Below are 21,874 nucleotides of genomic sequence, written 5' to 3' on the forward strand. Positions count from 1 at the left end.
TCTTTATAAGTTCTATGAAGTATCAAATTGGATGATGAGCAATGGCCTCTGAAGTGTTGTTATCGATACAGAGCGTAATCAGTCGATTGAAAACCAGTCACTTTGTACGAGATGTGGCCATGGTTGGCGGCGGTATTGCGGCTGGTCAGGCAGTCGCTATGGTCTTTATGCCGTTTCTCACCAGATTATATAGCCCTGAAGATTTTGGTATTGCTGCTACCTTTGCCGCAATCATCAGTATTATTACTCCGATTGCGACCATGGGTTATGCCAATGCCATTGTGATGCCTGATAGTGACGAGGATGCTGCAGCCATTATCAGGTTGTCTGTGTTACTCAGTTTGTTTGTCGCTGCTATATCGTTCATCGTTGTCTATTTTGGTAATGTTTATTTGGCACGATGGACGGGTATGGAAAGTACACCATACATGTTGTATCTCATACCGTTGACGCTATTGGCAGGCGCGTTTCTATCTGTTGCTGATCAGTCTGCTATCAGAGTAGGTTTGTTTAAAGCCAAAGCTCGTGCTTATGTAGAGAGCAAGCTTGTGACAGATACCAGTAAGTTGATAGGTGGTGTATTGGCACCTTCTGGTATGTTGCTTATTTTATTAACGATAGCAGGACAGCTTACGAATTTTATAATGCAAATGCTCCGTGTGCCTAGGATTGGTGTATTAAATGTCCGAAATTGGTTTGGCACGATTGGTATCCGTAACGCTGCTATATCGCAGCGTGACTTTGCCATATATCGTATGCCACAGAGCATGCTTAATGCTGCTTCAGTAGGGTTGCCAACTATCTTGTTAGCATCACTATTTAGTGCTTCTTCTGCTGGGCAGTATTCGTTGGCTGTTCTTGTGCTTGGCGCACCAGCAATGTTGTTAGGCCAAGCTGTTGGAGAGGTTTTCTATCCTAAGATTACGCGTGCGATCACAGCAAAGTCACCAGAAGCTTATCAGTTTTTATTAAAAGTGACGGTAATTCTATTGGTGGTTGGTATTGTGCCATTCGGTACGGTGTTCGTTTTTGGCGATTATCTTTTTTCTTTAGTGTTTGGCGCAGAGTGGGCATTAGCAGGTAGTTATTCGCAGTGGCTTTCTATTTGGCTTTTGACCAGCTTGGTATCGGGTGCGAGTACTGCGGCATTACCAGCATTACGTTTGCAGCGTTTTCTTTTGATTAGAGAAGTGTTTGCAGTGATATTTCGTGCTGCAGCGCTGTATATAGGTTTTTACGTTTTTGAGTCAGATATGGTCGCTATTGCCCTGTTTTCATTTGTTGGGGTCTTGCTTAGTTTATCTATCGTTTATGTCGCTTTTCGGCGTCTTGTTCATATCCATGAAGTGCAGCAGTAGGTAAATATCTTGACTGCGTTGGATGGCACAAAGGATATGCATTAGAAGTCTCAACTCAAGAGGCTCACTATGATTTCAGTTATTATCGCCGCATTTAATGCCGCTGCCACTATTGATCGTTGTATTAGTAGTATTGACGTTGCGAAAAAAAGCCATGAGATTGAGTTGATAGTTATTGACGATGGTTCTGATGATGAGACTGCTAGGTTATTGCATAGGTGGGAAAGTGATAGGGTATGGATTAAGGTGAAGTATCAAAAAAATGGCGGCGTGGCAGATGCTCGTAATACAGGGCTTGATATCGTAACCGGCAACTACATCGTTTTTATAGATGCGGACGACACTATCGACGATTGGTATTTTGACTTTGTCATTGCACAAGCGGTTGATCGGGATATCGAGATGTTGGCATTTGGTCATAAGCGCATCATGTTAGATGGCTCTGTTATCGAGCGTCATAATATTGCAGCAGAATATTCGCGGCAAGATATTGAAATGCTACAGCTGAGAGTGACAGAGAATAGAAATATATATTGGTATGTAACTACCAAGGTTTATAGCAAAAGCCTGATAGCGGATTTACGGTTTAATTGTGACGTAAAGCTTGGTGAAGATGGTATTTTTAATATTGAGTGCTTGGATAAAGCGAACCATTTATCTGTCGTACCCGACTGTCCATATAACTACTATGAAAATGCTACTTCGATGACGAGTTTGCAATATAAGCCAGGGCTGTTGGAGTCTATTGAAGCAGACTATAAAGCCAGAATTAGGATACATGACTGGTCTATCAGTGCTACTGAGAAGCAAGTGCTACTATCAGATTTTGCCCGTAGTTATATCGAGCATATGTTGCCATATTTACTCAATAATTTGGCGCATATTAGGGTGCGGAAACGTCGCACAGAGCTGATGAGAATACGCCAGTCTTTCGTTTATCAGAAATGTTTACCACATTACCATCAACGACACCCAGCACGAGGCATTCGTATCTTGATTTCATGTTTTTCACGACATTGGTATGTTATGACGTTGGTTTTTCTTCAACTGTCTTGGACTAAAGCAAAGGTAAAAAGACATGTTTAATATTGATTTGTTTCCTCAGGCATTAAAGAGTGATGAAAGCGGACAGACTCGTTCTTGTTTGCTGAAACAAACGGCTGCGAGCGAAAATTCTACCGAACAAGAATTGTGGTTTGCGTATCCTATTAATTTACCAATGCCAGAAGACGATGATTGCGACTCTTATTTGTTAGCCACATTGTTGCCTGCGATGCAGCTGCGTGCGGCTATTCATGTCCATGGTAGCGTGTCCCACGAGCTATTAGCCAACCTGACAGAACTACAGTATGTCTGGAATAAATGGTTACCAGAGCATTATTTTCTGATTGATATACAAGTTGATCGTATTAGAGAGAGCGACGTACAAGTAGATGGTGCGATTGCTGCATTTTCTGGTGGTGTGGATGCTCAGTTTACCGCTTATCGTCATGCGACAGGCAGAGCAGGATACGCCACACGAGCTATTAAAGCTGGGGTTTTTGTGCATGGCTTTGATATACCTTTAGATGATACAGAAGGCTTTGCCAGTGCAGCAAAAATAGCGGCAAAAACACTTGCAGATATCAATATTGAACTATTGCCAGTTGAGACAAATGTTCGCACGCTTTGGTCTATCAACTGGGAAGACTATCATGCTGCTGCTATTGCCTCAGTATTATGCGGCTTGAAACGATATGCAGGAATTGGGCTCATTGGTAGTGGTGATTCTTATGACGTATTAATTAGTCCTTGGGGCTCACATCCAATTACTGATCCGCTGCTGAGTTCTGGCGACTTTAGACTCATTCATGATGGTGCTGGTTTTAGTCGTTCAGAGAAGCTTCAAACTCTTTCAGCATGGCCCTTAGGTATTGAAAGCCTGCGTTTCTGTTGGGCGGGTGAGCAGAATGATAGCAACTGTGGCCGCTGTGAAAAATGTGTTAGAACGCGTCTCAACTTTTTGGTCGCAGGTATAGATAACCCTCAATGTTTTAGCGAGCCCATAGACTCATCATTTTTTAAATCAATGGCTCTAAAGAGCAAAGCTGTCAGCATAGATTGGAATTTAATTCGTCATGAGATGATTAAAACGGGTAGAGGTCTTGAATGGCTGCCATACATTGAAAAAGTACTCAAACGTAAACCATCTCCTAAATTGAATGGGTTGTTTCCTTTTGGCTCAAGGCGTCGTATGTGGGTGAAAAAAATGTTAATGAGAAACAAATAAGGGAGTGTCGAAAATGAATACTACCGCTATAAAAAAACTCATACCACTCAGACTAAAAAAATATTTAGCTGCCTATATAGGCGCGCGCGATTTGCTACTACCGAGCAGTAATCGATGCTTCATTTTTCTGGCTGCTGACTATGGCAATATTGGTGATATCGCTATCTCTCATGCTCAAAAGCAATATTTGCAACATGTGATGACCGATTATGAGGTGGTTAGTATTCCTATTAGTCAAACCAGACTGGTGCTCAACTCGATTAAACAGCAAATAAAAGAGAATGATATTGTCACTATTATCGGCGGCGGTAATATGGGTGGCACATATCCTGATATTGAGGAGCTGCGCCAAGTAGTCATTAAGGCGTTTCCTGCCAATCGCATTGTTTGTTTTCCTCAGACATTGGATTGGAGTGATTCTGTTAAGTCTAAGCGTGTATTGCATCATATCGTAAACGCCTACGCCAAACATCCAGATATACATATTTTTGCTAGAGAGTCGATGACAGCGGCCAAGCTTAGCAAGCTTTTTGCTGAGTATAGCAATGTCCATATTGGTCTTGTGCCAGATATCGTCATGAGTGCAAACGCAGCAGTACTTGGAACGACAGATAAGTTAGCACCTTCAGGTATTTTGCGATGCTTACGAGATGACAAAGAAGCTGCGCTATCAGGTGAGCAATATGCAATGATAGACAAAGCCTTAGCAGATACTGGCTATCAGATTGAAAAGACAGACACCCATGCTGGTGGTTCTCAATTGGACGAGGCACATTGCTCAAAGTTGCTAACTGACAAGCTTAGCCAGTTTCGTGCTGCAAAGTTGGTTGTAACTGACCGTTTGCATGGCATGATTTTATGTTTGCTATCGGGTACGCCTTGCTTGGTATTACCGAACTCCAATCATAAGATAAGACAGACGCAGTTGGACTGGTTACGCAATCATCCAAGACTTGTATTTTTAGAGTTAGATGAGGTTGCTGAGATTCCGAAATTCATCGATAGGCTTCTATCACTACCTCACGGTACGATGATTGAGTCACCCGTTCACATCAATGAGTACAATGATTTAAAAAAATCGGTGGCCAGGATATGACCATCGCAGCCGAGCCATTAGTGAGCATTATCGTGCCAGTATATAACGTCGCGTCATATATTGACGCTTGCTTAGCATCTATCAAGCAGCAGACTTATAAGAATATTGAAATTATTGTCGTTGAAGATTGTTCTACTGATAATTCAAAACAGGCACTAACCTCACATTTCACAGATAAGCGGATAAAAGTCATTCAACATAATGAAAACAGTGGTCTTTCTGCTGCTCGTAATACCGGCATTAAATCTGCGATAGGCGAGTATATGATGTTCGTTGATTCCGATGATATTGTAGATATTCGCTTGGTGGCAGCTTGTGTAGATTGCGCCCTCACCACGAATGCAGAAGTAGTGACGTATGGTTTTGTACCGTTCAAAGAGGGAGTGGTAGAGACTGAACTACCGTATCCAGCTGCCAGCTTAGTATTCGCTGCTGCCAACATAGACGACTCTTATTTTAGCCTACCGCATTTTGCATGGCTCAAATTTATTCGGTCTAGTGTCGTGCGTTCTGCCTCGCTACATTTCCCAGTGGGTTTATATTACGAGGATTGGCCGTTTCATTGGCATCTCGGTTTATTTGCTAAGGTGAGATATCAACTGCCTATTGATTTTTATCTGTATAGACAGCGAGGCACGTCGATTACAGGTTCAACGGATAAAAAGCTATTAGACCTTTTCGTTATTCACTCAGAAGTCATAAACTTAGTAGAGAGCTATCAAGCAGATAAAGTTAGAAAAATACTTGCCAATAAAATCAGACAAAGTCATTGGAGTATTCTTACCCGTATAGACAATGAGTATTTAGCAACGGCCTTGGTACAAGCTAGAAAAGCAGATAAAACGTTGCGATTAAAGGGTTATGAGAGCGATTCGACGTTAAGGAATATAGTGATCAGCAACATAGTACGTATGCCAAGCCAAGTCGCTTTGTCTATGTTGCAGGTGCTTCGTCAAGCGCTAGATAAAAGAGCAGGAATGAAAGGTTAATAGACAATAGGTTGAAAATAGTTTTGAAAAATACGTTTGGCTTTATGTTTCTTAATAGGTAAAGAGATGGCTATTCAGAGAGTGTTACACATAGTGGGGAAAATGGATCGTGCTGGGGCAGAGACCATGCTCATGAATCTATATCGTCATATAGATCACAGCCAGATTCAGTTTGATTTTATTACCTTTACCGATGAGGTCGGTGACTATGATGCTGAGATAAAAGCGTTGGGGGGTAGAGTTATACCCATTTTAGCCAGTCATTCATTGACGCGTATGCTAAAGCTTAAACGATTTTTTAAACAGAACCCTGACTATCACATCGTTCATGCTCATATGCTATTAAACAATGCTTTTCATCTATTGGCTGCTAAAAGTGCTGGCGTGCAGCATTGCATTTCACACTCTCATAGTACCAGTAATGGTAAAACTAACATCGTCAAAAAAATATATGAGCAATGGGCATTAATTACCAATCGTACATTAGCCACTAAGAGAATTAGCTGCGGTGACCATGCTGCAAATTACCTATTCGGTACTACAAAAGATGTGTGGCTACTGCCCAATGCCGTTGATATACAAAAGATGATGACAGTCGCTAACCAATCACGACATTATATCGATCAGGAGTTTGGTGCTAAAGGATTTGGAGATAAAGGGTTAAAAATTATTCAAGTCGGTCGTCTCAATGAGGTTAAAAACCATCAATTTTCTTTAGAAATCGCTGAGCAGCTGAAAAAACGTCAGATTGATTTTACCTTATATATCGTTGGACAAGGTCCATTGGCTGCGAGGCTAAAGCAGCAAGTGCAAGACAAATCCCTGTGCAGCAACGTCAAGTTTTTGGGGCTGCGTACGGATATCACAGAACTGATGGCCAGCGCAGATTATATGATCACGCCTTCTTTGCATGAAGGGTTTCCGGTTGTATTGGTAGAGAGTCAGACCGTTGGGCTAACAACGCTGGTCTCTGATCAAGTATCACTTGAAGTGGATTTAGGGCTCGGATTGGTGCAGTTTTTACCTATTCATTCGGCCAAGGAGTGGGTCGATTGTTTATTGAAACCTAAAGACATACGGCCTAATGAAAAAGAAATAACAGAAGCACTAACTCTATATGGATTCAGTGCTGCGATAAACGCGGAAAAGTTAACGCAAATGTATTTGAATATGAAATGACAGCTTTTACTGTTCATTTAAGTTTGATTCGACGTGATTTGAGTACAAGGAAAGAGAGTAAAAGTACTACACATAATAGGCTGAGCGAGCCTGACACCGTATCTGATTGATATAGAGTTGATTATATCTACCTTATCGAGGGTTAAATGCTTCCATACCTGCTGGTTCTTAGCCTTGTTATCTTTTGGATCGTACTTGAGAAAAAATCTCTCAACCGTACGTCTTTTTGGTTGCCGTTAATTATTCTGACTTTATTTGCAGGCGCTCGGAGTTATCGTGTCGGTACAGATACAGGGAACTATACAAGAAATTTTAACAGTCAATTGAATGTCGAGTATTTTAGATTTAACGAAGACATTGAGTTTGGTTATCAAGTTTTAGAGTATGCATTGTTGAGCGTGACAAGCAGCTACTTTTGGCTTTTAACGATTACCAGCTTAATCATTGTGTACTGCTATCTTAAGATTATTAAAAAATACAGCGTCAACTATTGGTTTTCAGTATTTTTATTCATCACATTAGGTGTTTATACGTTTTTTTTCAACGGATTACGTCAAGGGTTGGCGATGGCAATATTTACATTGGCCATCCCATATTTATTAGAAAAAAGACTTATCCCATACCTACTGGTGTGTGGGGTCGCCTCATTATTTCATGTTACCGCCTTATTTATCATTCCATTTTATTTTATTGTCAACTTAAGGGTAATACCTGTATATAAAATTTTGGCAACATTTCTAGGATCATTATTGGTGAGTGGCGTACTGGTCTCTTATATTTCTTCTACCAATGATAGGTATGAAAATTATGCAAAAGCTTCTGAAGAAGCAGGCGGGTTTTTAACGCTCGGATTTTATACTGTCCTCATGCTTTTAATTATGCTCGTGAGTTACGTATATAAAATTAAAGATGAAAATTTCCAGAAGCTAATAACGTTTTATGCATCAGGTGTGGTTTTTATCATACCTCTGGCGATGTTGGGTACGAGTCCTTCAGGTCCGCAAAGGTTACTGGCGTATTTTACGTGGACATTAATTTTGATACTGCCTGTGATGTTGAAGAAAATAAATAACGCTTATCTTTATACCGCTAGTGTGCTGTTGTTTCTCACTTACTTTATGTTGACGACATCGAGATTTAGTAACTTGAGTCCGTATATTCTCAATCCGATATTTGAGGTTTTCTAATGAAAAATCAGCCGTACATATCCATTGGCATCCCTATTTATAACGCTGAAGCATACTTGGAAGATGCCATAAAGTCGGTACTGGCTCAAACCTATGGGCTATGGGAGCTGATATTAATCGATGATGGTTCTACTGATGGTTCATTGGCCATCGCTCGACGTTTTGAGAAAGCGGATAATAGAATAAAAGTCATTTCTGATGGGAAAAACAAAAAACTGCCAACTCGACTAAATCAGCTCATTGATGAATCTCAATATGACTATATTGCACGTATGGATGCTGACGACCTCATTCATCCAGACAGACTGACGATTCAAATGGCATTTTTAGCAAGTAATACAGATTGTGATCTGGTGTCCACGGGTGTGGTGTCTATTGATAATAATAATAAGGTATATGGCTGTCGCCATGTAGATCGTATTTATACAGAGTTTGATGCAATTGCGCCAGCATACCCTATTGTGCATGCCTCTGTGTTGGCAAGAAAGAGTTGGTATGAACGCAACAGATATGATGAGAATTATCCAAGGTCTGAAGATTATGACCTATGGTGTAGAGCCATAGCCAGTCGAGATTTAAGATTGGCGGTATTGCCAGACTTATTATATTACTATCGAGAAGAGGGCAATTTATCATTAGCAAAAATCATTCGATCATACAAAGATAGCTTCAAGACCTACCGTGAATATAAAGGACGTAGTGGGTTAGGGTCTTTGAAACTCACCGCAAAAATAACAACAGTTAGATTGCTGGACTCTATGGGTTTATTGCAGCGCATAGCCAATAAAAGAAATAAATTAATGATGTCTAATGCACTTAAAACACGTCATCAAGCTGTCGTTGATAGCATCTGTGCTGAGTGAGTTCACTAATGAGAAACAATGAGGTGTTTAAATGAGTTCCAAAATATGCTTTCTTGTGACAGATGCCGTTTCATTTAATGCTCTATACCGCAATCAGCTTGAGTATATGAGGGACAATTCAGATTTTGACATTACGCTAATCTGTGGTGGCAATGAGGCGCAGCTAGATATTTTACGTGCACGTAATATAGGTAAAGTGGTCAATTTAAACTTTCAACGCAAACCGTCTCTATTTGAAGACACTAAATCACTGGCGCTGTTAACTCGTTATTTTCTATTGAACCGTTTTGATGTGGTGGTTTATCTAACTCCCAAAGCGCTACTATTAGGAAGTATAGCAAGTGCATTTACTTTGCAAAAGAGGCGGATTGCTTTTAGTGTGGGTAGAGCTTATGAGAATTTTTCAGGTTTTAAAAAGCGAATATTTCAGGGTTTTGATACATTAAGTTTTGCCTTGTCTCATGAAGTTCTATTCGTATCTGAGTCACTATTGGATGTATGTCTAAAAGAAAAGATTTTAAAAAAGAATAAAGCAACCGTCATCGATAACGGCTCATTTAATGGCATAGATATTGATTTGCTTAGTCCTATAGATCAGCAGAAAAAAGATGCATTAAGAGAAAAATATAAAGTGCCTTTAGACTGTTTTTTAGTTTGTGTAGTAGGAAGAGTGTGTGAAGATAAAGGTCTAACAGACATTGGTTATATATCTGAAACACTCAAAAAAGAAAACGTCCACTTTATCTTTATTGGAGGTTTTGAAGATGATTTGGGGCAAGCCGTCGTAGAAAAAATGGTTAAAGACAATAGAGCTGTATATATACCAGCCAACCCAAATGTACACGAGGTTTTCCAGTGTGCTGATTTGCATTTATTTTTGAGCTATCGGGAAGGGTTTGGCAGTGTTGCAATTGAAGCGGCAAGTTGTGGTATTCCTACGTTTGCCTATGATGTTGTCGGTGTAAAGGACAGTGTAAAAGAAGGTGTTAGCGGTCAAAAATTTAAATTTAAAGATGCAGCAACTGTGGCAACCGCGATTAGTACCGCCACTACTGATGAGGGTTTTAAAGATAAATACCCTGAGGCAAGAGGCTGGGCCACTGCACATTTCGAACAAAAAAAGTTATGGCAAAGTTTTTTAAGCTTTTATTTGCGCAGTTTAAATGACGGTATAGATAACAGCGTAGATGGAAAAAGGCGGGCTGAACAATGATAAAACGACTATTTGATATTGTAGGTGCAACAACTGCTCTAGTAGTACTATCTCCTGTCTATGTTGCAACTGCCTACAAAGTTAGCAAGAATTTGGGTTCACCCGTCTTGTTCCGTCAGACTCGCCCAGGACTGAATGGTCAGCCGTTCGAGATGATAAAATTTCGCTCAATGAAAGACAGTGTAGATACAGATGGCAATCTTTTGGAGGACGATGAGCGATTGACATCGTTTGGGAAAGCACTGCGTAATACTAGTCTGGATGAGCTGCCTGAGTTATGGAATGTGATTAAGGGTGACATGAGCTTGGTTGGTCCGCGCCCGTTATTGATGGAGTATCTGCCATTATATAGCGAGGAGCAAGCTTGCCGTCATAAGGTACGCCCAGGTATTACGGGGTACGCACAAATTAATGGTCGTAATGCTATTGGTTGGCAAGAGCGATTTGAGCTTGATAACTGGTATGTGGACAATCAATCGCTATGGTTAGATATAAAAATCTTACTCAAAACAGTGAAAAAAGTCATCGTAAAGGATGGTATTAGCGCAGAAGGTGAGGCGACCATGAGCAAGTTTACGGGTAATGAGACTAGGGCGTGTCCTAGTAAAAATATGCTTTGATAGATTGAGAACACGCTCTAGTCATTCAATCAAGTCTTTGAGTATTAAAAGTATTATGTAAGAAGTAATAAACCATTAGACATAAGTACCATAGAGGAACATATGCTAAATACCCCTTTTTCACCTTGGCCAAGTTTTACGCAACAAGAAGCCGATGCCGTGAGTCAAGTATTGCTATCCAATAAGGTTAATTATTGGACAGGGCAAGAATGTCGTCAGTTTGAGCAGGAGTTCGCTGATTGGTCAGGGAGCAAGTACGCGATTGCAATGGGTAATGGTACCTTAGCCCTAGACGTGGCCTTGCAAGCCCTTGGAATAGGAGCAGGTGATGAAGTGGTCGTTACGCCGCGTACATTCATCGCTAGTATTTCATCAGTCGTCAATGCAGGTGCTACGCCTATTTTTGCAGAGGTTGATGATGCGACAGGTAATATCACAGCCGACACCATCGCTGCTGTGTTGACTGATAAAACCAAAGGTGTCGTCTGTGTACACTTGGCTGGCTGGCCATGTGATATGGACAACATCATTGCACTCGCAGATGATTATGGTTTGTATGTTATTGAGGATTGTGCACAAGCTCATGGCGCACAGTATAAAGGCCGTAGTGTTGGGAGTATCGGTCATATTGGTGCGTGGAGCTTCTGTCAAGATAAGATCATGACGACAGGTGGTGAAGGCGGTATGGTCACTACCAATGATGAGCATCTGTGGCGCAAAATGTGGGCGTATAAAGACCATGGTAAGAGTTATGCGGCGGTCTATGAGACTGAGCATGAACCTGGTTATAATTGGCTGCATGAGAGCTTTGGCACCAATTGGCGCATGACGGAGATGCAAGGCGTCATAGGGCGAATTCAATTGGAGAGAATGAATGATTGGACTGCCAAGCGTACTGCTAATGCCCAAGCGATACTAGATGCGTGTGCTGGTTGGGAGGTACAGGGCTATCTGTCGGTGCCAAGACTAGAGACGTCTGCTCGGTTTTCAGATTCTAAACATGCGTACTATAAACTCTATGTGTATGTGCAACTGGACAATTTACCTAATGATTGGTCTAGAGATAGCATTATTCAAAAGATAAATGAGCAAGGTGTGCCTTGTTTTTCTGGATCTGCTTCAGAGGTCTATTTGGAAAAAGCATTTGATGACACAGGATTACGTCCAGAGACTAGACTGCCAGTTGCAAAGCAGTTGGGTGAGACCAGCTTAATGTTTTTGGTTCATCCCACACTGACCACCGCAGAGATAGAGCAAACGGTTCAAGCTATCGACAGCGTGTTTGGTTCAATAGCTAAATGAAGCATTGCTAATACGCATTGATGTTCCGTACCGAAGAAATGCCAATCTGATATCAGCTTTATGGTTCATTAAAGTATGGATTGAAAGTCATTAAAGGTTTATTGACAATAATGTGACATCGCTTAATAGAGTCTTTATAGAAATTTATGAGTATCTAACCTTATGCCATGCTAGGATTTTTGGACGCAGGCAGGTACAATATCACTATCAACCACACCTTGATTAAGGATAAGACAGGCATGCAAGCAATTGCGGCGCTGTCTTTATTTTTTTGTCATACCTCTATTGGAGTTCCTATGTCTACTGCGTCTACTACCCAAAAGTCTGCCACCATTTTGGACGGCAAAGCACTTGCCAAACAAATAGAACAACAACTGCGCACGCGCGTGGATGCTATTAAGGATAAGACGGGACGTACACCAAGTTTAGCGACCATATTAGTTGGTGATGACCCAGCGTCTGCGACTTATGTACGTATGAAAGGCAATGCCTGTAAGCGTGTGGGTATGGACTCTATACGAGTTGAGATGCCAAGTGTCACCACCACTGAGCAGCTCATGGCAAAGATAGACGAGCTGAATAACAATCCAGACGTACATGGTATTTTGCTACAGCATCCTGTCCCTGCGCATATTGATGAGCGTGCGTGTTTTGAGCAGATTGATTTGGCAAAAGACGTCGATGGCGTCACCTGCCTTGGCTTTGGTCGCATGGCTATGCAGCAGTCAGCCTATGGCTCATGTACGCCGCAGGGCATTATGCATTTGCTAGAGCATCACAATATTGAGCTCTCAGGAAAAGAAGCAGTGGTCGTTGGTCGTAGTGCCATCTTGGGTAAACCAATGGCGATGATGCTATTGAACGCTAACTGTACAGTGACCATTTGCCATTCTAGAACTCAGGATTTAGCGTCGCATATTAAGCGTGCTGATATCGTGGTTGGCGCTGTAGGTGTGCCAGAACTAATTAAAGCAGAGTGGATAAAAGCGGGCGCGGTCGTCATCGATGCAGGGTTCCACCCTACTGATAATGGCGGCGTGGGTGATATCGAGCTAGCAGGTGTAGAAAACATCGCCAGTGCTTATACGCCAGTACCTGGTGGTGTGGGTCCAATGACCATCAACACCTTGATTCGTCAGACCGTTGACGCTGCTGAAAAGTCAGCAGGTTTGTAGTTCGATTAAAAAGAGTGTGATAGGAATACTGATTGCCGATATATAAGGGGCCTGAGGCAATAATAACTCAGGCTAAATCAACCACATTTCAGTTGATAGGACCTAAACATGGCTAAAAAAAACGTAGGTATTCATGAGCGACTACAGAGTATCGGTAGAGAGTTTGTCGATATCTGTCATTACGTTATCTTATTTCTAATCAGTGTGGTGGTCGTGTGGACCGCAGGCAAAGAGTTTGTTGGCATTGTCCAAAAAGGCTCCGCAGATCTAAAAGATATCTTGATGCTATTTATTTATCTTGAGTTACTGGCCATGATAGGTATTTATTTTAAAACCCATCGTCTGCCCGTACAATTTTTGATATTTATTGCGATAACTGCCTTGTCACGTCACTTGGTGGTTGATGTGCAGGCCGTCTCAGACTACTTCCATTTATGGCTGCTGGCCACCATTTCTGTGGCTATCATGGTATTAAGTGCTTCTATCGTCGTGCTGACATGGACGGCGAGGACATTCGGTCGTCCCGAAGACAATCTCGACCAGCAGCATGCAAACCTAACGGTCAAAGCACTGCTACCTGATGACGCGAAAGTACCGGATAGTCATACGAAACATCGCCGCGAGTGACATTTTTACTGGCTGATGTGACACAAAAAAGGGCTACCAATGGGTAGCCCTTTTTTATTGGTTGCTCAAATTTTAAGCTTCACTTTGAACAATTTAGATATCTTACCTAGATGCTAACTGAGGTCAAGAGCGTTAACTTAGGCATGGTTATCAATCTTCTAATCATGCACCTAATCGCTATCATCTTCCTAAGCGCTATTATACAACTAACTATTATATAAGGCAGTACCTTGCAAGCCATTTGCAGCGACAGCACTTCCTAATTAAGCACTTTCTAAATAATTATTTTCTACATAAATCGTTTTGGTTGAGCGCATAATATTACCGGCATTGTCTATGGCTTCTAAAAGGATAGTATTGCTCCCCGAGGCTAGCAAGATACGATCCTTAAAATACCCTTCAGTATCCACTTCTACAGTATGTGCTGACTCTTCGTTGAGCGTATAAGTTAGCGATTTAACACCATTACTGTCTTGCACTTGGCCTGAGACAAACAAGTCTACAGTCGTACTATAGCCATCCGTAAAGTTACTATCGGTGGTTAACAAAGGCGGCGTTCCATCAATGATAGCGACGGCCATGTCAGAACCATCATCGCCACAAGCTGCAACTACCAAAGCAGTGGCAACGAAAGTCATGGTTCGAATAAGGTGAGATAAGCGCATAAAAAACCTTAATAAGTTCACAGTAGTATCATGTCAAAACATCAGGGGAGCGAAAGGTAGAAGTGCAATCACTACATTGAACAGGCATAGCCCGTTTGACGTGGCTCATCATATTTTTGAAATTGAGGTTATATCAATCATGAGACAAGCTTAATAATAGTATTGCAAATAGGAAATATTATCAATAATTAAATAAAAAAGCAGCATCATTGGCGATACTGCCTTTCATCTAACTATTGAAAAACCATTAACAACTTTATTGGTAAAGTGTGCTACAACCATTTGAGTCTCTTGAAGTTATAGTACAGATAGCCGCATAACGAACCAATAATGAGCATAATCACAAGGTAAGAATACTGCCAGTGTAGCTCAGGCATAAAGTCAAAATTCATCCCATAGATACCAGCGATGGCCGTCGGCACAGCTAAGATACCTGCCCAAGCCGCAAGCTTACGCACCACCTCATTCTGTCCCATATTGACCATGGCCATATAGGTGTTCATGACCACGCTAAGCATCTCATTAAGGCCGTTGATCGCATCTAACGAGTGTAATAGATGATCATTAACGTCACGAAAGTAGGGCTTTGCCGCTTGAGAGAAGCCAGAGACTAGCTCGCTTTTTTTATGATTGATAAAAAAGCTACAGATGTCTTGTACCGGCAAAATAATGGCACGCATATGTACCAGTTGTGATTTTAGCTCATAAAGGTTTTTTAGCGTGCTCTTGTCAAACTCAGAGGTAAAAACGTAGCGCTCTTGCTCGCGTAGATATCGGCCCAAGCGATCGGTGACCGGCATATAGTTATCAACGATAAAATCGAGGATGGCATGCAGCACAAATATTGGTCCCATACGCAGCTTTTCAGGTCGACGATTACAATGCTCGCGGACAGGTGCGTAGGAGTTTGATGGGCCATTACGAATAGTGATTAGGTAGTTTTTACCCATAAATATCGCTGTCGTACCATAACGAATAACTTTGTCTTCAAGCTTGGCCGTACGCAATACTACGAAGACCATGTCGTTGTCATAATTCTCGACTTTGGCGCGTTGATGATCAGCGAAAGCATCTTCAATCGCCAGTTCATGCAGACCAAACGCTTCTTTGACTTTGACCATGGTCTCTAGGCTAGGATCGTATAAACCCAGCCAAACAAATTGACCGTTGTTACTCAAAGCGCGACTCACATCGTTCAGGGCGACTTTATTAAGTTTTTCGCCCGTCTTACGCGAATAAGCATAGCAATTGACAACCTCATCCTCACTCGACAAGTCAATATCTTCATAGCGCTCAGAATCAGGATCGTAGACCGTCATGGTCTCGATAGTGTCCTCATTCGTTGCGTCAGTATCGCCGTAGATATAACTGCCGTTATTGTCTAAATATAAATGTGAGTCATTCATATCGGCATAAAGACGGCTGATATTGGAGTCGGGTGCAATACGTGCTGTTTTTTGAATCAACGGATCATTATTATTTTCCATACACCCTCCTTTAATAAGTAGTACCAATCCCAAAAAATACGATTAGCTGTGTCAAACTTGTTTAGTCTACAATGCGTAGTACTTGCACTCGTTTTCCTTGCTACTCTAAATTTTGTGAATGGTATAAAAAAATATATCGATACCGCAATTCATGTCACAACTTATGCCACGCTCTAAAGGGCATAGCGCTTTAACGTCTCAATATCGACTAAGCTCAATAAACTCTCATGACAAGCTTCGAGTTTGATTTGCGGTGCAATATCGAAGTCTAGTGCTTCAACCCAGCGTAGGGCACAGATACACCAGTAGTCACCAGGTTTGAGGCCCGCGAAGTTATATTCAGGGAGCGGCGTAATAAGGTCATTGCCGCGACTGGCAGAAAAGTTTAAAAACTCGCTGGTCATCTTGACGCAAACGGTATGTTGACCGACGTCGTGATTGCCCGTATGACAAAAGCCATTGCGGTAGTAGCCGGTGATAGGGTCGAAGCAGCAGCTGGCAAGTGCTGTACCTAAAACGTTGGCTTGGTTGATGGCTGGGTTTGGGTGATAATCAGATGACATAAGGCTTCCGAGATAAAAGTATGCGTTAGTGTACCATGAGTCTATACTGAGGTCGTTGTTGAAACTCTGCTCAAGATGCTCTTTATTGTATAGCATGATTGTGACGTTTCTGAATCGAACTATTACTTATGTAAGGTATAGATAATCTTCATGGCTTTAGTGTTGATAAGGCGTAATTAGATGATGATTGTGGCCAATTGTCACTAGGCGAACCTTAACTGCTATGCTAAACTAAAACCGTAAAGCGCCTTGATTATTTATCGCCGTTTATTAGCGCATAAAGATACTCGTCTTATCATTCTAAATAATACTTATTACTCACCCTTTTGCGGTTACCTAGTTTGTTTATAAATAATTGGGTCAATGATGTTGTGCGTTAAAAATAAAAATGCGTGACGTCAATGCAATTGTAAATATAACCTTTAAGTACCGCATCAGTACCGCGTTTTTGGTAAGCGATACGCCAAACAAGGATTTATTGTGTCTGTCAGTCCTGATTTTGCAAAACCTGCCCCGTCAAATACTACCAATCAAGCAGCGACTCAGCATGCCAACGATGCTGCTGCATCTACGCCGTATCTAAGTCATTTTTCTAGCGATGTTGCCAACAGCTGGCTACTGCCTGATGGTGTGGTCGATGTGCTGTTTGAAGATGCGCATAAGCAAGAAGTGCTTAGGCATCAATTGACCAAACAGCTTATCTCTCATGGCTATCAACTCGTAAACCCACCAATGATTGAGTTTACTGAGTCGTTGCTAAGTGGTGCTTCAGAAGATTTAAAGCGTCAAACCTTTAAAATTATCGATCAGTTGACCGGCCGATTGATGGGCTTGCGTGCGGATATCACACCACAGATTTTGCGTATTGATGCGCATCATGGTGGTACGGGTATTGCACGTTATTGTTATGCAGGCGATGTGATTCATACTTTGCCATCAGGGCTGTTTGGCTCACGTACGCCTTTGCAGCTCGGTGCTGAGATATTTGGTTGTGCTTCGCTTGCCGCAGATATTGAGCTTATAGATGTGTTATTCACGATGGTGAATACACTGAATATGAGTGCTGCGCTACATATAGACTTGGGTCACGTCGCCATATTTAAGCGCTTAGCAGAGTTGGCTCAATTGTCTGGTCATGACACTGAGCAATTGATGCATTTATATGCCAATAAAAACTTGCCAGAGCTCAAGCGTGTCTGTCAGTCATTGCCACTGGGTGATGATTTTTATGCATTGGCACGCTTTGGCCACGATATTACCAATCTATTGGCGAGATTGTCAGAGACAGCGCAGCAAGACACGCAAGTCGCAACTGCTATCAATGAATTACAACGTCTAAAAACACATCTGCAAGAGCAGTGGCAGTGCCCTGTGAGTATCGATGTGACGGAATTGTCAGGCTATCATTATCACACTGGTATCGTATTCAACGGCTATATCAATAATGAGACTCAGCCACTGGTACGTGGCGGTCGTTTCGACGGTATGCAAAGCGGCAATCAATTGGCAATCAATCAGCCACGTGAAGCCACCGGCTTTAGTATGGATGTCAGTCGTTTGCTAGCGCACACTCAGCTTGAAGCGCCAATTATCGTATTGGTCGACTATGAAGCATTGAGCAGTGCAAGCCAAGAACAAATGCAGACGCTGTTGCAGCAAGTTGAGAGTTTACGCCAGCAAGGCTATCGCGTCACCATGCCATTAGATATAGCCGATTGCCCAGTTGGCATGACGCATCGTTTGAGCTTTGTCGATAATCATTGGCAGTTACAGAATATTTAAACGTTTAAGTATTTAAGCATTAATTTTAATAGTATGACCATTTTTTAACGTTTTTAAAATCAAGATAACGAAAGTTATAGTTGATTCAGTTTGAAAGAGAGACAAGGAAACCGAGTGCAGAGGTATATGTCATACTTCAAGCGAGGTTAACGCTGTCGCTCTTTTATATAGGATTGACTATATCACCGTTTTAAACCGTTATTGCACACACCTCAATACATAAAGGTAAGGATTGATCATGGGTAAGAATGTCGTAGTTTTGGGTAGCCAATGGGGCGATGAAGGTAAAGGTAAAATCGTTGATTTACTAACCGAAAAAGCCTCAGCAGTCGCGCGCTTTCAAGGCGGCCATAATGCTGGTCACACGTTAGTTGTCGATGGCAAAACCACCGTCCTGCATTTAATCCCATCAGGTATCTTGCGTGAAGGCGTTACTTGTTTCATCGGTAACGGTGTCGTGCTAGCCCCTGACGCATTGTTAAAAGAAATGAAAGAGCTAGAAGACAACAACGTACCTGTACGTGAGCGTCTGCGCATTTCACCGAATTGCCCACTAATCATGCCATATCACGTAGCGCTTGACCAAGCACGTGAAGCCAAACGCGGTAGCGGTAAAATCGGTACAACGGGTCGCGGCATCGGTCCTGCGTATGAAGATAAAGTTGCACGCCGTGCCATCAAGCTTGCTGATTTATTCCGTGAAGACTTAGAAGAAAAACTACGTAACCTAATCGAATATCACAACTTCCAACTGACTCAGTATTATAAAGTTGAAGCGATTGATTTTGATGAAACACTTAAGCTTTGCAAAGAGTGGAAAGAAGAGATTAAGGGTATGGTTACTGATGTAACTGAAGACCTAAATCAATTGCGTCTTGCTGGCGAAAACCTAATGTTTGAAGGTGCTCAAGGTACGCTACTTGATATCGATCATGGTACTTATCCGTTTGTGACCAGCTCAAGCGTAACCGCTGGTGGCGTGTCTACTGGTACTGGTATCGGCCCATTATATTTAGATTACGTACTAGGTATCACTAAAGCTTACACCACGCGTGTTGGTAGTGGCCCGTTCCCAACTGAATTGTTTGATGATGTTGGTGCTCATTTGGCCAAAGTCGGTCATGAGTTTGGTGCGACCACTGGTCGTGCGCGTCGCTGTGGTTGGTTCGATGCGGAAGCATTACGCCGTGCCGTGGTATTGAACTCTATGTCAGGTATCTGCTTGACTAAGCTTGACGTATTAGATGGTCTTGAAGAGTTGCTAATCGGTGTGGGTTATAACCTACCTGAGACTGAGTGTGCAGGCGCACATGATGCTGAATTCTATGAGTCAGTTACGCCTAAGTACGAAACCATGCAAGGTTGGAGTGAGTCAACCGTTGGTGTTACTAACTATGACGACCTACCAGAGAACGCTAAAAAATACATCAAACGTATCGAAGCATTGATTGGTTGCCCAGTTGATATCATCTCAACTGGTCCTGATCGTGAAGAGACTATCGTATTGCGTGACCCGTACGACGCGTAAATATAAACGAACTATTGTTATTTAATATGAAAAACCTCATGCTACATACATGGGGTTTTTTCTATTTACGGAGATAATAATGTCAACTTTTCAAAAAAAAACTTACGAGAATATCTATAAAGAGTTAGGGTTCGATTTCGGTACTGTAAAGCATCCAGAATTTAGTATTGCCAATATTGCTGAGTTAATGAGGCAGGCTATAATTAATGGTACACCATATACTATTTTAACAGGAGCAGGATGCTCCAAATCAGCTGGCATACCATTAGCAGGTGGGTTAGTAGAAGAAATGAATTCTCAGTTTGATGTTCAATTGAGTAACCTAACTGAAAAGGATAGAAGTAACTATAATAAATGTATGAACGCTTTGACTCATCAAGAACGTAGACAGCTACTTCAGAATCACATAAAAGATGCAAATATAAACTGGGCACATATTGGTCTAGCGGCTTTGATGAATAAGGGCTATACGCAGAGAGTTTTAACGTTTAATTTTGATAACATATTAATGAGGGCTTGCGGTCTGATTGGGCTATATCCTTCTATTTATGACTTTACAAATGCAGATGTTAATCTACAAAACCTTATAATTGATCCCTCTATCATCTATTTGCATGGTCAAAGCTATGGTTTCCGACAGCTAAATGATGAAAATGAAACCAAAAATCATGCTAACAGTATGACTAACTTTATAGCCCAAACCTTAAACACATCACCTGTAATTGTCGCTGGATATAGTGGTTTTAATGACGGTTTTTTTGAGCAAATCAATAAACATTACTGTGGTGAACAGAGATTATTTTGGATTGGCTATGAAAAGGAGGTACCAGAGCATTTACAAAATTTTTTTAAAAAATATAAGAATCATGCACACTATATTGGAGGGCAAGATGCTGATGACTTTTTTATCAGTCTGATGCAACATCTTGATTGTTTACCTGACTTTTTCACAAACCATGCACAACATACGATAAGAGTTCTAGATGAAGTAATAGATTTTCCTATGCCAAATACAGATGATGGAATCAACATAATGAGTGATCTGCGGCAGCAAATGGTTGAGCTTGGAAAACAAATATTATCACTTACAGCTATACTGAATAATCTGATGATGGAAGGTAAAAACAATGAAGTTATAGAGCTTATAGAAACACAATATGGTCAAATTTCAGATGAAATTGATATCACTGCTATAGACGAAGAAATTAAGTATATGTATGTATGGGCACAAATTAATGCAGCAAAAAAAGATTGGATAGAGATTAAGAGAAAAAGGTTTAATGAGGATAATGATGAAGCTATAAAATCTGTTTTTAAGCGTTTCGAAAGCTCAGAAATTTTGAGACCTAAAATGCATGAGATTTATCTTGGTTGGGGATATATATTAAGTGAACTGGCTTATATAACAAATGATATAGATACTTACAATACAAGTATTAAAAAGTTCTCTAAAGTTAGCGAGTTAGACTCATCGGTACTTGAGCATAGTCAGAGTTGGGGGACAGCTCTTCTTATGTTAGCCGAGCTAACTAAAGATCCGTATTATAATTCACAAGCATTAGAAAAGTTAAAAGTTGCTGAAACTATTCAACCAACAAATGTATATAATCTTGCATGCGCTCATGTAAGACTAGGGCAGGCTGACAAAGCTAAGAAAAAGCTAGTTATTTGCAAAGAAAACAATACATTACCCCCTAAAGAACTTTTGCTAAATGATTCGGATATGAGGCTGTTTTATGACACTCCATGGTTTGAAGACTTAATAGTAAACTTAGAGTAGATTTACTTTTATACAAGGTGCGGTTATAAATTAACCCTATCATTTATAGTCTTAATCATTATAATAGGCAGCAATCCGATGTTGGCGCTCATATTATCGTATTGATAGACAATGAGTTATTCAAGTTTGCCCAAGTCAACATTGTGGCCAAAGATAAAACAAAGCATTTACCATTTTATTTTTATCCAATT

19 protein-coding genes are annotated in these 21,874 nt (G+C 41.2%); 16 read left to right on the top strand and 3 right to left on the bottom strand.

Going from position 1 to position 21,874, the window contains the following annotated elements; all coding sequences use genetic code 11:
• Nucleotides 1–41 precede the first annotated feature (41 nt).
• The 13 genes from I6E83_RS06685 (at nucleotide 42) to I6E83_RS06745 (ending at nucleotide 13,878) form a co-directional block, all read left to right on the top strand.
• Nucleotides 42–1,358, top strand: coding sequence for a lipopolysaccharide biosynthesis protein (locus I6E83_RS06685; RefSeq protein WP_197100659.1), 1,317 nt, complete (start codon nucleotides 42–44; stop codon nucleotides 1,356–1,358).
• Nucleotides 1,359–1,427: 69 nt separating this feature from the next.
• Nucleotides 1,428–2,444: a glycosyltransferase family 2 protein gene (locus I6E83_RS06690; RefSeq protein ID WP_197100661.1), complete on the top strand. Its 1,017-nt coding sequence runs from the start codon at nucleotides 1,428–1,430 to the stop codon at nucleotides 2,442–2,444.
• Entirely contained in the window at nucleotides 2,437–3,627 is a 1,191-nt protein-coding gene (locus I6E83_RS06695) for a hypothetical protein (protein WP_197100663.1), read from the top strand. The genes I6E83_RS06690 and I6E83_RS06695 overlap by 8 nt, the downstream gene beginning before the upstream one ends.
• A gap of 13 nt (nucleotides 3,628–3,640) precedes the next feature.
• Nucleotides 3,641–4,723, top strand: coding sequence for a polysaccharide pyruvyl transferase family protein (locus I6E83_RS06700; protein ID WP_197100664.1), 1,083 nt, complete (start codon nucleotides 3,641–3,643; stop codon nucleotides 4,721–4,723).
• Entirely contained in the window at nucleotides 4,720–5,712 is a 993-nt protein-coding gene (locus I6E83_RS06705) for a glycosyltransferase family 2 protein (protein ID WP_197100666.1), read from the top strand. The genes I6E83_RS06700 and I6E83_RS06705 overlap by 4 nt, the downstream gene beginning before the upstream one ends.
• Nucleotides 5,713–5,814: 102 nt before the next feature.
• Nucleotides 5,815–6,891: a glycosyltransferase gene (locus I6E83_RS06710; protein WP_227680854.1), complete on the top strand. Its 1,077-nt coding sequence runs from the start codon at nucleotides 5,815–5,817 to the stop codon at nucleotides 6,889–6,891.
• Between the two features lie 146 nt (nucleotides 6,892–7,037).
• Nucleotides 7,038–8,078 (top strand): EpsG family protein, encoded by a 1,041-nt coding sequence (locus I6E83_RS06715; protein ID WP_197100668.1) that lies wholly within the window; start codon nucleotides 7,038–7,040, stop codon nucleotides 8,076–8,078.
• Nucleotides 8,078–8,941, top strand: coding sequence for a glycosyltransferase family 2 protein (locus I6E83_RS06720; protein ID WP_197100670.1), 864 nt, complete (start codon nucleotides 8,078–8,080; stop codon nucleotides 8,939–8,941). Before I6E83_RS06715 ends, I6E83_RS06720 begins: the two co-directional genes overlap by 1 nt.
• 31 nt (nucleotides 8,942–8,972) lie before the next feature.
• Nucleotides 8,973–10,154, top strand: a complete 1,182-nt coding sequence (locus tag I6E83_RS06725; RefSeq protein WP_197100672.1) for a glycosyltransferase — start codon at nucleotides 8,973–8,975, stop codon at nucleotides 10,152–10,154.
• Nucleotides 10,151–10,774 carry a sugar transferase gene (locus tag I6E83_RS06730; protein WP_197100674.1) on the top strand — a complete coding sequence of 208 codons (624 nt, stop codon included), beginning with the start codon at nucleotides 10,151–10,153 and terminating at the stop codon, nucleotides 10,772–10,774. Before I6E83_RS06725 ends, I6E83_RS06730 begins: the two co-directional genes overlap by 4 nt.
• A 102-nt stretch (nucleotides 10,775–10,876) precedes the next feature.
• A complete protein-coding gene (locus tag I6E83_RS06735; RefSeq protein ID WP_197100676.1) occupies nucleotides 10,877–12,076 on the top strand; it encodes a DegT/DnrJ/EryC1/StrS family aminotransferase in 1,200 nt (399 codons plus the stop codon).
• Nucleotides 12,077–12,372: 296 nt separating this feature from the next.
• A complete protein-coding gene (gene folD, locus I6E83_RS06740; RefSeq protein ID WP_197100939.1) occupies nucleotides 12,373–13,251 on the top strand; it encodes a bifunctional methylenetetrahydrofolate dehydrogenase/methenyltetrahydrofolate cyclohydrolase FolD in 879 nt (292 codons plus the stop codon).
• Between the two features lie 108 nt (nucleotides 13,252–13,359).
• Complete coding sequence (locus tag I6E83_RS06745; protein WP_110922311.1) at nucleotides 13,360–13,878, top strand: phosphate-starvation-inducible protein PsiE; 519 nt, start codon at nucleotides 13,360–13,362, stop codon at nucleotides 13,876–13,878.
• A gap of 263 nt (nucleotides 13,879–14,141) precedes the next feature.
• Here the strand turns inward: I6E83_RS06745 and I6E83_RS06750 are convergent, their stop codons facing one another.
• The 3 genes from I6E83_RS06750 to I6E83_RS06760 all read right to left on the bottom strand — a co-directional run bounded on the left by I6E83_RS06750 (nucleotide 14,142) and on the right by I6E83_RS06760 (nucleotide 16,593).
• On the bottom strand, nucleotides 14,142–14,543 hold the full coding sequence (locus I6E83_RS06750) for a hypothetical protein (RefSeq protein WP_197100677.1): 402 nt from the start codon (nucleotides 14,541–14,543) through the stop codon (nucleotides 14,142–14,144).
• 272 nt (nucleotides 14,544–14,815) lie between these two features.
• Nucleotides 14,816–16,030: a magnesium/cobalt transporter CorA gene (gene corA, locus I6E83_RS06755; RefSeq protein ID WP_197100678.1), complete on the bottom strand. Its 1,215-nt coding sequence runs from the start codon at nucleotides 16,028–16,030 to the stop codon at nucleotides 14,816–14,818.
• A gap of 173 nt (nucleotides 16,031–16,203) precedes the next feature.
• Nucleotides 16,204–16,593 carry a DUF2237 family protein gene (locus I6E83_RS06760; protein WP_197100680.1) on the bottom strand — a complete coding sequence of 130 codons (390 nt, stop codon included), beginning with the start codon at nucleotides 16,591–16,593 and terminating at the stop codon, nucleotides 16,204–16,206.
• Nucleotides 16,594–17,073: 480 nt separating this feature from the next.
• On the opposite strand from I6E83_RS06760, the gene I6E83_RS06765 reads away from it, so the two are divergent.
• The 3 genes from I6E83_RS06765 to I6E83_RS06775 all read left to right on the top strand — a co-directional run bounded on the left by I6E83_RS06765 (nucleotide 17,074) and on the right by I6E83_RS06775 (nucleotide 21,683).
• Nucleotides 17,074–18,375 carry an ATP phosphoribosyltransferase regulatory subunit gene (locus I6E83_RS06765; protein WP_197100682.1) on the top strand — a complete coding sequence of 434 codons (1,302 nt, stop codon included), beginning with the start codon at nucleotides 17,074–17,076 and terminating at the stop codon, nucleotides 18,373–18,375.
• A gap of 238 nt (nucleotides 18,376–18,613) precedes the next feature.
• Nucleotides 18,614–19,903 carry an adenylosuccinate synthase gene (locus I6E83_RS06770; RefSeq protein WP_110922316.1) on the top strand — a complete coding sequence of 430 codons (1,290 nt, stop codon included), beginning with the start codon at nucleotides 18,614–18,616 and terminating at the stop codon, nucleotides 19,901–19,903.
• Nucleotides 19,904–19,982: 79 nt separating this feature from the next.
• The gene (locus I6E83_RS06775) at nucleotides 19,983–21,683 is read left to right on the top strand and encodes an SIR2 family protein (RefSeq protein ID WP_197100684.1); all 1,701 of its coding nucleotides are present in this window, start codon (nucleotides 19,983–19,985) and stop codon (nucleotides 21,681–21,683) included.
• Nucleotides 21,684–21,874: the final 191 nt, after the last annotated feature.

Source organism: Psychrobacter sp. SZ93C1 (assembly GCF_015864635.1).
Taxonomy (GTDB): domain Bacteria; phylum Pseudomonadota; class Gammaproteobacteria; order Pseudomonadales; family Moraxellaceae; genus Psychrobacter; species Psychrobacter fozii.